Origin of the sequence: Janthinobacterium sp. EB271-G4-3-2 (genome assembly GCF_020858035.1) — a bacterium.
GTDB lineage: Bacteria > Pseudomonadota > Gammaproteobacteria > Burkholderiales > Burkholderiaceae_D > Janthinobacterium > Janthinobacterium aestuarii.
The window spans coordinates 45,135-60,482 of record NZ_JACYMG010000014.1 but is presented as its reverse complement, the minus strand read 5'-3'; the positions used below and the strand labels follow the sequence as shown (position 1 = coordinate 60,482).

The window sequence follows — 15,348 nt, the reverse complement described above, 5'->3', positions numbered from 1 at the left end:
CCTTTATGAGGCACACATATTCGTATGACGGGTAAAAACAAATAGCGCTCCGGCCTTGAGTAACCCCCAATAAATTCTTGTGTTTTCTAGCTTCCATAAGTGGCGCGCTGCTGCGTTACCCATCGCTAGCAGTGCTCGCACTGCGTCGCGCCGGGCGCCTTGCATCACATCCACTTCTGTTTGCTATAAATTCACAATAATTTCCTGGCGATTACTTACCTGGCAAAAAACCGGAAAGATCGCGTCCATTTTCAAAACTAAGCGATTATAGGGCTTTCACCGGCTCAGCCAAACAGAACTTTGATGCATGGAAACAACGCCAGGCGTGCGCCATCAAACACGCAAGAGTGCTGGCGAAGAAGATATTGCTTCTATGAAAGAAAAAGCGCGCCGCTGCAGGGCAGGGGCGCGCTTCTGGTTCAGCTCAGTTCAGCTGAATTACTTCTTGCCGTGCGGCGCATCAGCCGGCGACCAGCCTGCCTCGTAGCCTTGCGGCACGTCATCGCGCTTGTCCTTTGGCGCCAGGCCCAGCACGTAGTACAGCACCGTCAGCAGGATCAGCCAGGCTGGTCCCACCATCAGGGCGATGCGCGTATCGGGGAAATACGCCATCAGGCCGATCACCAGCGCCAGGAAAGCGAGCGAAATCCAGGAGCCATACGGTGCGAACGGCATGCGGAAGGCCAGGTTCTTGATTTCCAGCGGCGTCAGGGTCTTGCGGAACTGGATCTGCGTGACGAGGATCACGCCCCAGGTCCAGACGGCGCCGAAGGTGGAAATCGAGGTCACCCAGATAAACACTTTTTCCGGCACCAGGTAGTTCAGCAGCACGCCCAGCAGCAGCGCGAAGACGGACACGAGGATGGCGCGGCGCGGCACGCCGCTGGCCGTCGTCTCCGCAAACGCCTTCGGCGCCTGGCCTTGCAGCGCCAGGTTGTACAGCATGCGGCCCGTGCTGAAGATACCGCCATTGCACGACGACAAGGCTGCCGTCAGCACGACGAAGTTGATGATGCCGGCCGCCGTCTTGATGCCCAGGCGTTCGAACGTCATGACGAAGGGGCTGCCGGTGGTGCCGATTTCATTCCATGGGTAGATCGACAGGATGACGAACAAGGCGCCGACATAGAAAATCAGGATGCGCCAGAACACGGAATTGATGGCGTCTGGGATCGATTTCTTCGGGTTGGCCGCTTCGCCGGCCGTCAGGCCGATCATTTCCACGCCCAGGTAGGCAAACATCACCATCTGCAGCGACATCAATACGCCTTGCGCGCCATTCGGGAAGAAGCCGCCATGCGTCCACAGGTTCGAGATACCGATGGCCACGCCATCGTTGCCCAGACCGAAGACGATCATGCCGGTGCCGCCGATGATCATCAGGATGATGGTAACGACCTTGATCAGGGCGAACCAGAACTCGAACTCGCCGTAGGCTTTCACTGCCAGCAGGTTGATCGCGCCCATGGAACCCAAGGCCGCCAGGGCCCAGATCCAGCGCGGCGTGTCGGGGAACCAGATGCCCATGTAGATGGCGACGGCGGTAATTTCCGCCACGCATGTGACCAGCCACAGGAACCAGTAGTTCCAGCCCGTCAGATAGCCTTGCAGGGGTCCCAGGTAATCCTGGGCATAGCGGCTGAAGGAGCCGGCCACGGGATTGTGCACGGCCATTTCACCCAGCGCGCGCATGATCATGAAGATGACCGCGCCACCGATGATGTACGACAGCATGATGCCGGGACCGGCCATCTTGATGGCGTTGCCGGAACCCAAAAACAGGCCCACGCCAATCGCGGCGCCCAGCGCCATCAAGCGGATCTGCCGCTCACCCAGGCCGCGGTGCAAGCCTTGTTCACTCGTTTTCATTACGTGTCTCCGTTTTTTTCTTGAATACACCGATCCCTCCACCCCAATGGCGGTTCCGCTCTTGCTGGAAAGGAGGAAAAGGCGCGCCGGCGGCAAGCGCCGGCATGCTCATGTGGTCAGACCACTGCGTCAGGCCAGTTCGGCGATCAGCTCGATCTCGACGCAAGCGCCCAGCGGGATTTGCGCCACGCCGAAGGCGGAGCGCGCGTGCTTGCCGCTGTCGCCGAAGACTTCGACGAACAGTTCCGAGGCACCATTGGTGACCAGGTGCTGTTCCGTGAATTCGGAGGTGGAATTGACCAGGCTCATGACCTTGACGATGCGCTTGACCTTGTTCAAGTCGCCGCCGCACGCGTCTTGCAGGGTGGCGATCAGTTCGATGGCGATGCCGCGTGCAGCGATCTTGCCTTCTTCCGTCGTGACATCCTTGCCCAGTTGACCAACCCAGACCTTGCCATCCTTCTTGGCCAGGTGGCCGGACAGGAAGACGGTGTTGCCCGTGCGGGCATGCATCACGTAGGCGGCAGCTGGTGCGGCAACGACTGGCAGTTCAATGTTGAGGGCCTTGAGTTTTTCGTAAAACGACATGCTATTTCTCCAAGAAAACAATATAAGCGAAACCAGAATTCATGCACGGCAGGGCACGCAGGATGACGCCCTGGCAGCGCGGTAGTGACCGACAACAGTGCCAGATTAAACGTCATCATATTGGTGAACCAGCAGTTTTAGTTCACAAATAGGCCCGGTTATTCAGTGGATTATACCGACAATCAAACAAAATTCAGCATCAGTTCATGAAGCATGCTCTACAGGCATCGAGCGTGACTTTTTTCATTAAATTGTCACTTGTGCAATGTCAAGCCCTCGGGGTCAAGGTTTATCGCATCCAGAAATGCCTGGTCGTGCGAAACCACAAGTAACGCGCCCCGATATTGCAGCAGCATCTGCTCCAGCGCCTGCAGGCTGGCCAGGTCCAGATGATTGTCGGGTTCGTCTAAAAGCAACAGTTGCGGCGGCGCCTGCGCATACAGCTCGGCCGCCAGCGCCACCTTCATGCGCTCGCCACCGCTGAGCAAACGGCTGGACATGGTGGCGCGCGCGCCGGCAATGCCCAGCAGCGCCAGCCGCGTGCGCAAGTCCCCTTCCGCCATCGTGCTATTGCGCGCCTGCAAGCGCTGCACGGCGCTCCATTCGCCGTCTTGCAGTCCCGCATGCTGGTCCAGCCACGCCACCCGCGCATGGCACAGTACCTCGCCGCTGGCGGGCGCCAACTGTCCGGCGATCACGCGCAGCAGGGTCGACTTGCCGCTGCCATTATTGCCCGTCACGGCCAGGCGGCGCGGCCCGCTGATGACCAGGCTCACAGGCTGCGCCTGGCCATAGGGCAAGACCACGTCGCGCAGCTCCAGGATCAGCTTGCCGTTCGGCACGGCGCTGTCGGGCGCCAGCAGCAGCCGTTCAGCCTCGGGCGCGCAGCGGGCGCTGGCGTCCATCACCCTTTGCTGGCGCGCCTGCTGCGCCTCTTGCGCGCGCAGGCGCAGCTTGCCCTGGCTATCCTGGCTTTTCTCCTTGCGTGCGTCGAGCAGCAGCTTGCTTTGATTGCCTTCGCGGCCCTCGCGCTCACCACGCACCACCCGTTTCTGCTGGCGTTCGGCCTGCTGCTGCGCGTCGCGCTGTTCGCGTCTGGCGCCCGCCTTTTCCGCCTGCAGGGCGGCCGCAAAACCGGCCTGTTCCAGCGCGCGCCGCTGCGCATACAGCGCGTAATTGCCGCCATAGCTGCGCAAGCCCTGGCTCGACAGCTCGACGATTGCATCGACGTGCTCGAGCAAGCCGCGGTCATGGCTGACCAGCAGCAAGCCGCCCGGCCAGCGCGCCATCTGCGCCACCAGACGGGCGCGCTGCTGCGCATCGAGATGGTTGCTCGGTTCATCGAGCACCAGCCAGCCCGCCTGCGACAGCCAGGCTCCTTGCAGGGCGATGCGCTGGCGCTCGCCGCCGCTCAGGCTGGCCGTTGGCGTAGCGGCATCGACATGGCGCAAATCGAGCGCATCGAGCGCCTGGCGCAAACGGGTGTGGGCATCCCAGCGCTCTCCCACGAGCGCGTAGTCGGCCTCATCGACGCTGCCTTCGGCGATGCGCGCCAGCGCTGCCAGCAAGCTGGTCACGCCAGCGAGCGCCGCCACGGTTGGGTAGCGCTCAGGATCAAGCTCCTGCGCCACGTAATGCACGCGGCCGTCGCAGCGCACGGCGCCGGAAGACGGTTGCGCCTGGCCCGCCAGCAGGCGCGCCAGCACACTCTTGCCCACGCCGTTATCGCCGACGAGGCCGATACGTTGCGGGGCAAAAGCAAATTGCAAATCGGAAAACAGGGTGCGGCCATCGGGCAGCACAAAGGACAGACAGTCGAGTTGTAGTAATGCGGGCATGGATACTCCTTGTACGTGCAGACAGGGCTGGCGAACCCGCGCGGCGCAATGGCGCGCTGGCGGGATGGGCGAGGCCGTGCACAGCACGGCAGTATCAATGGCGCATGTCGAAGCGTCCTGGAGAAATGGGAAAGAAGCGTCAGTGTAGCAGAGCAGACCTGTCAGCGCTGCCCCAGCGTCGTGTCGCCGAACAGGTTCTTGAATTCGCGCGGCTGCGAGCGCCAGTACTGCGGCGGCGCCGGCACTTGCGCGCCCAGCTGGGCCGCCGCATGCCAGGGCCAGCGCGGGTCGAACAGGATGGCGCGCGCCAGCGCCACCATGTCGGACTGGCCGTTGGCGATGATGTCTTCCGCCTGCTGCGCTTCCGTGATCAAGCCCACGCTGATGGTGGGTAAACCGCTGTCGCGCTTGATGCGTTCGGCAAACGCCACCTGATAGCCGGGACCCACGGGAATTTGCTGCTGCGGCGAAATGCCGCCGCTGGAGACGTGGATGAAGTCGGCGCCCAGCTGCTTGAGTTCCTGCGCGAAACGCACGCTTTGCTCGATGTCCCAGCCGCCATCGACCCAGTCGGTGGCGGAAAGGCGCACGCCCACGGCCATGTCGGCCGGCACGGCGGCGCGCACGGCTTCAACAACTTCCAGCGGAAAACGCATGCGGTTTTCCAGGCTGCCGCCATACGCATCGGTACGCTGGTTGGACAGCGGAGACAAAAACTGGTGCAGCAGATAACCGTGTGCCGCATGCAATTCGATGCCCTCGATGCCCAGCGCATGCACGCGCTGGGCGGCCGCGACAAAGGCGCCCTTGATTTGCAGCAAGCCTATCTCGTCGAGGGCGATCGGCACGGTTTCGCCCGGTGCATGGGCAATGGCGGACGGCGCCACCGTTTGCCAGCCGCCTTCGGCCAGGTGCACGCAAGCACCGCCCTGCCAGGGCGCGCGGCTCGACGCCTTGCGGCCCGCGTGGCCCAGCTGCACCACCAGGGGAATCGGTGCGTGGCGGCGGATGGCCTGCACCACGTTGGCCAGCGCCGCTTGATTCGCATCCGACCACAGGCCCAGGTCTTCGGCCGAGATGCGTCCCTCGGGCGAGACAGCCGTCGCTTCCGTCATCAGCAAGCCCGCGCCGGACAGCGCCAAATGGCCCAGGTGGATCATGTGCCAGTCGGTGGCGTTGCCGTTGTCGGCCGAGTACTGGCACATGGGCGCGATGGCGATGCGGTTGGCCACCAGCAGCGGCCCCAGGGCATATGGCGTGAATAGCTGGCTCATGGCGGACTTTCGGAAAAGGGGAAGCACCGATTCTACTGTGCTTTGAAAAGCGCGGCTTACACCTGCTTACGTTTGATACAGCGCAAGGGCTAGCCTTGGACAGGCGAGGCCGCTAATCTGGACACATCAATAACACCCGCAGTACCACCCCAGGAGAACACATGAACACGACGACTACCGCCAGCCGCATCCACCCTTTGATGGCCGGCGCCGCCATTTCCGTGACGGTCCTGTGCCTGGTCGGCGCGGCGTCCATCGCCGGCATCCTGCCCAATTCGCGGGCGAATGTGCCTGCCGTGCCGGCCGACGTGGCCGCCATGACGCCGGCCGGCGCCGCTGCCCTGGCAGCGCCCGCGACTGCACCGGTGGCCGCGCCTGTCGTCGCGCAAGCCGCCCCGGCACCAGCCCCGGCGCCTGTCGTGCACAAGCGCGTCGTGCACCACACGCAAGTGGCGCAAGCGCGCCCTGCCTACAATGACAACAACGATGGCTACCGCGACACGGCCTACCGCGAACCGGCACGCCAGCCGCAGCCAGTGCCTGCGCCGGCACCAGCACAACCGAACTACGTGGGCATCGGCACGGGCGCCGTCATCGGCGGCTTGATCGGCAATCAGGTCGGCGGCGGCCGCGGCAAGGCGCTGGCGACGGTGGCCGGCGTGATCGGCGGCGGCATGCTGGGCAATGCGGTACAGAACCAGGTCGAGCAGCAACCGCAACGTTAAAAACCTGCTGCGCGTCGCGCTTTGCGGCCGACGATGCTCACCGGCTCGGCGCCCCCGTACCAAAGTACGGTTGCGCTTCTCAGCCACAAATCATCGCCGCTCGCGACGGTTTTTCAAGCCTATCAATCGTACGGACCAAGATAATCGAGCTTGCCCAAGGCCACGCCATTGTTGCGCAAAATGGCGTGGACCATGGAAACGTGGAAATAGAAGTTCGGCAAGGCAAAGCTGAGCAGGTAATCATCGCCCGAGAATTTTGTCCCTTCGTCCGTCCAGTTCAGCACGACTTCCTTCTGCGCGCTGCCCGCCATCTGCCCCGCATTCACGCTGTCGATGTAGGCGATGGTGCTGGCGATGCGTTCCTGTAACTGCTCGAACGACGCTTCGTTATCCTCGAACTTCGGCGCCGGTACGCCGCTCAGGCGCTCGACCGACATCTTCGACGTATCGCTGGCACGCTGCACCTGCGCCGTCAAATCCAGCATATCGGGCGCCAGCTGCGCGCCCAGCAAAATCTCGGGCACGATGCCATCTTCCTCCACGTGGGCTTGCGCTTTTTCCAGCAGGGACGAGACGACGCGCAAGCCGCGGATGAAGACGGGAATGGTTGCCTGATACATGGACACGGACATGGCGGACTCCTGATAGTGAACGATGAGCCAGTGTACCCGAGGCGCTGTGTTCGGACAGCGCGCCCGTGTGCGTCAGCGCACCGAGCGGCCCAGTTGCTTTTACTTGTCGAAGTTGACCTTGCCGTCCGGCAAATGCGCTGGCTGTTCAACGGACTCCTGCGGCTGTATCGGCGCCGGCTTGTCCTTGCGCTTGCCGCTGAAGAATTTGACGATGGCCGCGCCGCCGCCCACGACGGCCAGGAGCAGCACTTTCTTGAAGGCCAGCAGCAGCGCCAGCAGTTTGCCAAACAGGCCCAGCTTGCTGGCCACGCCGCCGGCCACCAGCGCCGCCAGGCCGTACTCGGCCACCTTGTCCGTCTTGCTGTCGAAATCCGTGTAGCGGTTACCGTCGGTAAATTCCGTGAACGCCGTCACTTGCTGCATCTCTTGCTTGATCGTCGCGATCTGCTGCATGCTGGCGATCGCATTCAGGTTCAGCACGCCTTCACGGCCCAGCACGCGCACGTTGTAGTTCAGCGAGTGCTCGCCGCCATCGACCATCAAATCCTTGGCCCAGTACAGCTTGTGCGTATCCTTGGCATAGCTGGGTTTTTCCGCCCAGCCCATCAGATGGATGCCGGGATAGCCCTGCTTCTTGCGCTCCGCATTGTTTTCCAGCACGGACGCCTGCATATCCTTGAGCAATTCGTCGTATTGGATGCTGTCCGCATCATCATCCTTGATATGCCCTTCCTTTTCATACGTCACCACCACGCCCCAGCTGTCGCGCTCGAGCACGCTGGTCTTGGCGGGCACGATCATGCCCAGCGATTCCATGCCCGGCGGATTGCCCCAGGCGTCGACCAGCACGCGCTCGGCGTCCGCCGGCGACAAATAACGGAAGCCGGCGGGCAAATCCAGGGTGGCGATACCGCCCGGCAAGGTAATCTTGCCGCGCTGCAGGTGCAACTGGGCGAGGAATTGCTCGGCCGTCATTTCCGTTGCGGCTGCCTTCTCTTCGGCAGGGGCGGCAGCCGTCAGACCGGAGAGGGTCAGGCACAGCAGGGCTGTCAGCAGGCGTTTCAACATGATCGGTCCAAAAAATTGCAAAGGGTAAATATTTTAAATCAATTGATTGCCTAATGGATAATTATTTCTATGTGGCATTTTTCCATAAAAAAAGCGCCAGACGGGTTTCCCCGGCTGGCGCCTGCTGCTGTGCATGGCTTGAAGATCAGGACACGCGCACCACCATCAGTCCCGCGCGCAAGCCCACGCGCACGTCCGGGTTCGGGAACACCACCAGCTCTTCCGCGTGCCGCACCGTGTACACATGGTCGCCATCGCTGGCGATCACGGCGTGCTGCGGCAGGGACGTGAAATTCTGCGTGCCGCGGTCAAAAGCCATGCGGAATTCATCGCTGTGCTTGATGATTTCCTGCGCCACCTTGAACACGTGCGGTTGCGCCTTGACGGGCTGCGCAGGCAGGCCGCGCAGCAGGCCATCGAGCGCCCGCGACACGTCGTCGAACAGGGACAAATCGTTCTGCCCCAGGGTGCCCACGCGGCCCAGTTCCACCGTGCTGGCGGCCGCGCCGAAATGCTCGGCCGAATAATAGCTATACGTGCCGGCCGACTGCGGGTTCATGATGATGGCGCCGATGGCCGCCTGGCCCAGCCAGGCTATCAGCTGTGCCTTGGCGTCGTCGGCCACCAGGTCCGGCACGATGGCAAACGTAGGGTACACGGACGGCCGGATGGCCGTGTGCAAATCCAGGTGCCAGCGCACGGGACCGGCCGCTTCAAAGAACGCTGTTGTCGCGGCGATCATTTCATCGGCGCGCGCGCTTTCCGCCGCTTGCGCCAGGCTGCCCCGTACGGGGCGGAACATGCGATTGAGGTCGGCGTCGATGAAACGCTTGCCGGCCCGGATCGCATCGACATTGCCCACGCAAACGAGCAAATCGACGGCCAGCTTCGATGCATCGCGCGACAAGGCGTCGAGCAGATGCGCCAGCACTTCGATCGGTCCCGTCTCGTCGCCATGCACGCCCACCGAGACGGCCACGCTGGCGCGGCCGGCTCCCGGTTTGACGACTTGCAGCATGCCGGGCGCCGGCAAGGCCACCGTGAAACCGGCGTCCGAAAACAACTGGGCCACGCCGCTGAAATCGGCCTGCGCCAGCGCCTGCACTACCTGTGTTACTTTTTGCGTCATTACACCGCCGCTTCCGCTGGGGTTTTCGCCGTGATTTTATTCACGGCTTCCGACAAGGTCCACACGTCCAGCATGGCTTGCTCCAGTTCCGTCGCCGCCACATAGGCCGAGAGGCCCAGCGCGCCCGTCACCGCATCGACGGCCTGGCCGGCATTGCCTTGCTCGGCGCGCGCCAGCACCTGCGTCAGCAGACGCTGTTGCGTGCGGCGCAGCGCTTGCTGCGCATAGTTGCGCAACTGTTCCTGCGACTTGCCTTGCGCGGCCAGCTTCAAGCCACGTTCCAGCGTATCGATGCCCGCCTGGCTGCGCAGGGCCAGGCCCACTTGCAGGAACGCGGCCAGATCCATCGAAGCAGGACGCGCCACGGACAGGGCCGGGAACAGGAAGCCGGCCACGACTTCCAGCGCATCGACCGCATCCCACGCCTGCACGAAGGCCGGCGTCAGGCCCGGCACCAGCGCCGCTTCCGACTTGATGCCAACGGCTTTGAGCAGCTCGCGTTTCGATTCCGCGCCAAACAAACCAGTCAGTTCGGCCAGGCCGGCGCCGCGCAACTGCTCGGCCGGCACCGACAGCACGCCGGCGATCATCGTTTGCTGCAGCACGCGCGTTTGCGCATCGACCTTGATCGACACGTCGCGCGGCACCGTCAAGGCATCCGCATCGAGCGCGTCGAACACGGGCGCCAGGTTCAGCGCCACCCATGCCTGGCCCCAGGCCAGGATCACGCTTGACTCGGCCACGCCGTGTTCCGCCGCCAGGTTGCGGATCATCAGCGGGCCGCAGCGGTTGATCACTTCATTGGCCAGCACGGTCGCCAGGATGGCGTTGGCCAGCGGGTGGTCGAGCGCCGAACGGGTTTCCACCAGCAGGGATGGGAAGTACGGTTTCAGCACCGGCTCGGCCCACGTTTCGTCGGTCAACGGCAGGGCGGACAGGATGCGCTTGAAGCGGTTCTTCACGTTGGCGATCACCACCGCCAGTTCCGGCGTGGTCAGGCCACGACCGTCGGCTTTGCGGCGTGCCAGTTCGGCCACCGACGGCAGCTGCTCCAGTTCGCGCGACAGCGCGCCCTCTTCTTCCAGGCTGGCGATCAGGGCGGCATAACCATCCTGCACGGCGCTTTCGCTTTGCGCCTGCAACTCGCGCACCAGCAAATGCGTCTGCTGCGTGTTGTCGCGCAAGACCAGGCGCTCGACGTCGTCCGTCATCGCATACAGCTCGCGGTTGCGTTCTTCTTCCGTCAGCTTGCCCGCGTTGACTTCCACGTCCAGCCAGATTTTCACGTTCACTTCATGGTCCGAGCAATCCACGCCGGCCGAGTTGTCGATCGCATCGGTGAAGATGCGGCCGCCCGCCAGCGCGAACTCGATACGGCCAGCCTGCGTCGCGCCCAGATTGCCCCCTTCGGCCACGACTTTCACGCGCAGCTCATTGCCGCTGACGCGGATGTGATCATTCGCGCGGTCCTTCACTTGCGCGTGGCTCTCCGTCGATGCCTTGATGTAGGTGCCGATGCCGCCGTTGTAGAACAGGTCCACGGGCGATTTCAGGATGCGGTGCATCAGTTCTTCCGGCGGCAACGAGGTTTCCGCGATATCGAGCGCGGTGCGGATTTGCGGCGACAGTTCGATCGTGCGGGCGGTGCGCGGATACACGCCGCCGCCTGTCGAGATCAGCTCCTTGTTGTAATCGTCCCACGAGGAGCGCGGCAAGGCGAACAGGCGCGCGCGTTCCTCGAACGAGACGGCGACGTCCGGTGTCGGGTCGAGGAAAATGTGGCGATGGTCGAACGCGGCCACCAGTTTCAGCTGGCGCGACAGCAATACGCCGTTGCCGAACACGTCGCCCGACATGTCGCCCACGCCGACCATGGTGATCGGAGTGGTGTTCAGGTCGTGGTCCATTTCATAGAAGTGGCGCTTCACGGCTTCGAACGCGCCCTTGGCGGTGATGCCCAGTTTCTTGTGGTCGTAGCCGTTCGAGCCGCCCGAGGCGAACGCGTCGCCGAGCCAGAAACCGCGCTGCACGGCGATGCCGTTGGCGATGTCCGAGAACGTGGCCGTGCCCTTGTCGGCCGCCACCACCAGATACGGGTCGGCGTCGTCGAAGCACACGGTGTCGACTGGCGGGACGATATTGCCCAGCGAGCGGTTGTCCGTCACTTCCAGCAGGCTGGAAATGAACAGGCGGTAGACGGCTTCGCCTTCGGCCGCGATGGTTTCACGCACGGCGTCCTTCGGCATCATCTTGCAGACAAAACCGCCCTTCGCACCGGCCGGCACGATGACGGCGTTTTTGACCATCTGCGCTTTCACCAGACCCAGGACTTCCGTGCGGTAGTCTTCCATGCGGTCGGACCAGCGCAAGCCGCCGCGGGCGACAGGGCCGCCGCGCAGGTGCACGCCTTCGAAGCGGCGCGAGAAGACGAAAATCTCGCGGTAAGGACGCGGTTCCGGCACCAGCGCCAGGCTGCTGGTGTCGAACTTGAAGATGATCTTGTCGCCTTGTTGATTGTTCTGGAAGTAGCTGGTGCGCAGGGTGGCGGCCATCAGGTCGGCCAGCGCGCCGAGGATTTCCTCGGTATCGGCATGGTTCACGGAGGGCAGGCCGGCCTTGATGGCGGCGATGCTTTCCAGGGCCGTCGCATGCTGCGCGTCGGACAGCGAAGGATCGAAGCGCTGCAGGAACGCTTCCACCAGGGCTTTGACCTGGGTCGGCTGCTTGCGCAGGCTTTCGGCGATGTAGCGTACCGAGAAGCGGCTGCCCGTCTGGCGCCAGTAGCTGGTATAGGCGCGCACCAGCTGCACTTCGCGCGTCGACAAGCCGCCTTCGATGACGAGGCCATTCAGGCGGCCATCTTCGGCCGTGTCGTTGAACAGGGCGGCAAACAATTCCTGCGCCACGGCGACGACGGATGGCTGCGCCAGTTTCGCCGCGCTGGCGGCATCGACCGTCAGGCTGGTGACGAAATAGCGCGTGCCGTCGGCCAGCGAAACGGAATACGCCTGTTCGCGGTCGATGGCCACGCCCGCGTTGTGCAGCGCCGGCAGGATGGTCGACAGCGGCGGCACCTTGTTGGCCGAATACAGACGAATCGTGGTCACAAAGCCCGTTTCGATGCGCACGGCCACGTGCGCCGGATCCGTATTGCGCAAGATGGTGTCGAGGTCGCGGAAGGCGACGGCCGGCGCGGTGGCGGCCACGTAATCGAGCGGTAACGTGGCGCACAGTTTGCGCAGGCTGGTGCGCAGGGCCACGTCGGGCACGGCGTCGGCCACGGCGGCAAAGCCGTTATGCCAGCCATCGAGTACGCTCAGCAGCGGCTGTTCGATATCCGTTTCCAGGTCCAGCGGATAGCGCGCGGCGTGGGCGATCAGGTAGACGCGCGCCAGAGGACCGTCGGCCACCAGGGTTTGCATGCTCACGTGCGTGGCGCCGGAACTGGCTTGCAGGGCTTTTGCCAGGCTCGATGCGACGCTGGCGCTGTAGCGCTCGCGCGGCAGATAGACCAGCACGTTCAGGTGGCGCGCATACACGTCGCGGCGCGCAAAAACCTTGGTGCGCGGCTGCTTGTACAGCGAAACGACGGAACCGCACACTTGCGCCAGCCAATCGAGATCCGCTTCCAGCGCTTCCGTGCGCGGCAGCGATTCGAGGATTTCGCGGAATTTCTCGGCACGGAAGCCTTGCTGGCGCACGCCGGCCAGGCTCAAAACCTTGGCCACGCGGCCGCGCGCAAACGGCAGCGCCGCCAGCGGGGTGGAATTGCCCGCGCGGGTAAACAGACCGACGAAGCAATGCTCGCCGAGGATCGCGCCTTGCGCATCCATGTCGCGCACGCCGATGAAATCGAGCTGCTGGTCGCGGTGCAAAGTGCCCGCCACGTCGGCCTTGACGATGGACAGCGCCGAGTCGCGCTTGGCCAGGGTGTCGAAGTCGCCCGGGATATTCGCCAGGCAGGTGCCGTAGACGGGGTGCGCCGTATCCTGCAGCACGCCGACACGGCTCGGAATGTCGCGTTCCAGTTCACGCACGCCCGGCTTGACGCGGTAATAGGCGTAGCCGAAGACTTCAAAGCCGCCGCTGCGGGCCCATTCCAGGAAGGCGGCCACTTCCGCGCCTTCTTCGCCATGCTGCGATGCTGCCGTGGCGACGGCGGCCAGGCGCTCGCTCATGGCGGCGGCATCGCGGCGTACGACGGCGGCGTCGCGCGCGACCGTCTCCAGGGCGGCGACCAGCGCGGCCAGGGCTTCCGGCGCCAGCTCTTCGTCGAGCAGCACCAACACATACGATTCGAGCGGATCACCCGGCTGGCGCACCGCTTCGACGCTGCCGTCAGCGGCGCGGCGCACGGGCAGCACGGTGTTCATCACGCCGCGCACGGCCAGGTGCTGGCGGCGCATGGCCATGACGATGGAGTCGACCAGGTAAGGCATGTCTTCGTTCAGGATCAGCAAGGCGCTCGCCATTCCGCCACGGCCATCCGCATAACGCAGGGTGGCGATCTGGCAGCCGCTGCCGGTGCGCTTGGCCGCTTGCGTGAAGCCGTCGACCAGCACGGGCGCCAGGCTGTCGGGCGCGATGTCGGCCAGGTCTTCGGCGTCGAGCGAGTCGAGCCATGCCTGCACCAGCTGCACGACAGGCGCTGCCGCCTTGCCTGCATTGCCAGCCGCGTTAATCAACTCCAGCGTTTGTGTACGCAAATCTTGTGGCGTGTGATTCATCTTGCATCTCCATTACGGTAATGTGAATGTCCAACGCTGTCGTTCGGGCTTGTGGCTGGGCGGCAGCGGTGTCAAGAGACGGGGGTCGCCCGTCCAATTCTGTGCTACGGATAGTCTGTCTCGGATTTTTTCTGTGTTTTTTCTATCGCCTACAAGTCGTACAATCCCGGTAAGTTGAGGATGATCGTCAATTCTTCAAGCGCCGCATGCACTTCCAGCGCCAGCTGCGGATCGGCCAGGTCGCCCGGCTCCAGATGGTCGCGGTAGTGCTTTTCCACCCACTGCACCAGCCGATGGTACAGTGTTTCCGTCATGATCACGCCCTGGTGCATGGCGCGCGCCTCGGTTTCCGTCAGGGCCACGCGCAAACGCAGGCAGGCGGGCCCGCCGCCGTTGCGCATGCTCTGGCGCAGGTCGAAATGTATCAGTTCATCGATCGGTCCACCGCTGGCCACCAGGCCTTCCAGGTAGCGCGACACGGCGCGGTTTTCCTGGCATTCCTGCGGTATCACCAGCGCCATCTTGCCGCCCTCTTTCGTCAGCAGCTGGCTGTTGAACAGATAACTGGTCACCGCATCCTGGATCGGTACCTGGCCCGTGTCCACGCGCAGCGCGTCCAGTTGCGCACCCGTGCCGGCGACGGCGCGGCGCAGCTGCGACAGGCTTGCCTCTTCATCGGCAAACGCCTGTTCGTGATAGAACAGCACATTGCCGTTGCCGACGGCGATGACGTCGTTATGGAACACGCCCTGGTCGATCACTTCCGGATTCTGCTGCACGTACACGGTGCGCTTCGCGTCGAGGCCGTGCAATCGCGCCACGGCTTGCGACGCTTCCAGGGTCTGGCGTGCCGGGTAGCGCTTCGGCGACGGCGCCGATGGATCGAACTCCACGCGACCATACACGAACAATTCAACGGACGGCGCGCCGTGGCTGGCGCCCAAACGCGTGTGATTGGCCGCGCCCTCGTCGCCAAAGGCGGGCGTCGACGGCAGCGCATCGTGCACGGCGAAGTGCTGCTCGTCGCCGAAGATGGCGCGCAGGCTGCGCGCCGACTGCGCATGCTCGAAGGCGCGGTGCAGCTTGTTATTCAGGTTGGCGGCCGTGAAATGCACGCGGCCATCGTGCGTATCGGCCGACGGGCTGACCGTGGCGGCATTCGCCGTCCACATGGGCGAGGCGGAATAGGCGCAGGCCAGGATGACGGGCGACTCCTGGTAGGCGCGCGCCAGCACCTCGGCGTCCGTCCCCGTGAAACCGATGGAGCGCAGCAGGCGGAAATTGGGCCGGTCCTGCGGCGGCAGCAAGGCTTGCGCAAAGCCGCGCGCGGCCAGGGCGCGCATCTTGGCCAGGCCCTGCAAGGCGGCCTGCTTCGGATTCGAAGCGCTTTTCACATTGCTGAACGAGGCCACGTTGCCGAACGAGAGTCCGGCATAGTTATGCGATGGCCCGACCAGGCCGTCAAAATTGTATTCGCGCGTGCTGTGCATGGGAGGCA

General features: G+C 63.8%; 10 protein-coding genes. 1 reads left to right on the top strand and 9 read right to left on the bottom strand.

The genetic code is table 11. The annotated features are described in order from the left end of the window. Positions 1-438 precede the first annotated feature (438 nt). The 4 genes from IGS55_RS24005 to IGS55_RS23990 form a co-directional block, all read right to left on the bottom strand. The gene (locus IGS55_RS24005) at positions 439-1,869 is read right to left on the bottom strand and encodes an amino acid permease (RefSeq protein ID WP_230518245.1); all 1,431 of its coding nucleotides are present in this window, start codon (positions 1,867-1,869) and stop codon (positions 439-441) included. Positions 1,870-1,998: 129 nt separating this feature from the next. Continuing rightward, on the bottom strand, positions 1,999-2,457 hold the full coding sequence (locus IGS55_RS24000) for a RidA family protein (protein ID WP_034745569.1): 459 nt from the start codon (positions 2,455-2,457) through the stop codon (positions 1,999-2,001). Between the two features lie 254 nt (positions 2,458-2,711). Beyond that, positions 2,712-4,295, bottom strand: a complete 1,584-nt coding sequence (locus IGS55_RS23995) for an ABC-F family ATP-binding cassette domain-containing protein (RefSeq protein ID WP_230518246.1) — start codon at positions 4,293-4,295, stop codon at positions 2,712-2,714. 161 nt (positions 4,296-4,456) lie between these two features. Then, positions 4,457-5,569, bottom strand: a complete 1,113-nt coding sequence (locus tag IGS55_RS23990) for an NADH:flavin oxidoreductase/NADH oxidase (RefSeq protein ID WP_230518247.1) — start codon at positions 5,567-5,569, stop codon at positions 4,457-4,459. 161 nt (positions 5,570-5,730) lie between these two features. Between IGS55_RS23990 and IGS55_RS23985 the strand changes: the two genes are divergently transcribed. Then, a complete protein-coding gene (locus IGS55_RS23985; RefSeq protein WP_230518248.1) occupies positions 5,731-6,294 on the top strand; it encodes a glycine zipper 2TM domain-containing protein in 564 nt (187 codons plus the stop codon). Between the two features lie 122 nt (positions 6,295-6,416). Here IGS55_RS23985 and IGS55_RS23980 read toward each other — a convergent pair whose 3' ends face one another. The 5 genes from IGS55_RS23980 to astB all read right to left on the bottom strand — a co-directional run bounded on the left by IGS55_RS23980 (position 6,417) and on the right by astB (position 15,340). Continuing rightward, the gene (locus tag IGS55_RS23980) at positions 6,417-6,926 is read right to left on the bottom strand and encodes a DUF1993 domain-containing protein (protein ID WP_230518249.1); all 510 of its coding nucleotides are present in this window, start codon (positions 6,924-6,926) and stop codon (positions 6,417-6,419) included. A 99-nt stretch (positions 6,927-7,025) separates the two neighbouring features. Beyond that, positions 7,026-7,994 (bottom strand): DUF2167 domain-containing protein, encoded by a 969-nt coding sequence (locus tag IGS55_RS23975; RefSeq protein ID WP_230518250.1) that lies wholly within the window; start codon positions 7,992-7,994, stop codon positions 7,026-7,028. A 145-nt stretch (positions 7,995-8,139) separates the two neighbouring features. Continuing rightward, entirely contained in the window at positions 8,140-9,123 is a 984-nt protein-coding gene (locus IGS55_RS23970) for a succinylglutamate desuccinylase (protein WP_230518251.1), read from the bottom strand. Next, entirely contained in the window at positions 9,123-13,850 is a 4,728-nt protein-coding gene (locus tag IGS55_RS23965; RefSeq protein ID WP_230518252.1) for an NAD-glutamate dehydrogenase domain-containing protein, read from the bottom strand. Before IGS55_RS23965 ends, IGS55_RS23970 begins: the two co-directional genes overlap by 1 nt. A 149-nt stretch (positions 13,851-13,999) precedes the next feature. Next, the gene (gene astB, locus IGS55_RS23960; protein WP_230518253.1) at positions 14,000-15,340 is read right to left on the bottom strand and encodes an N-succinylarginine dihydrolase; all 1,341 of its coding nucleotides are present in this window, start codon (positions 15,338-15,340) and stop codon (positions 14,000-14,002) included. Positions 15,341-15,348 lie beyond the last annotated feature (8 nt).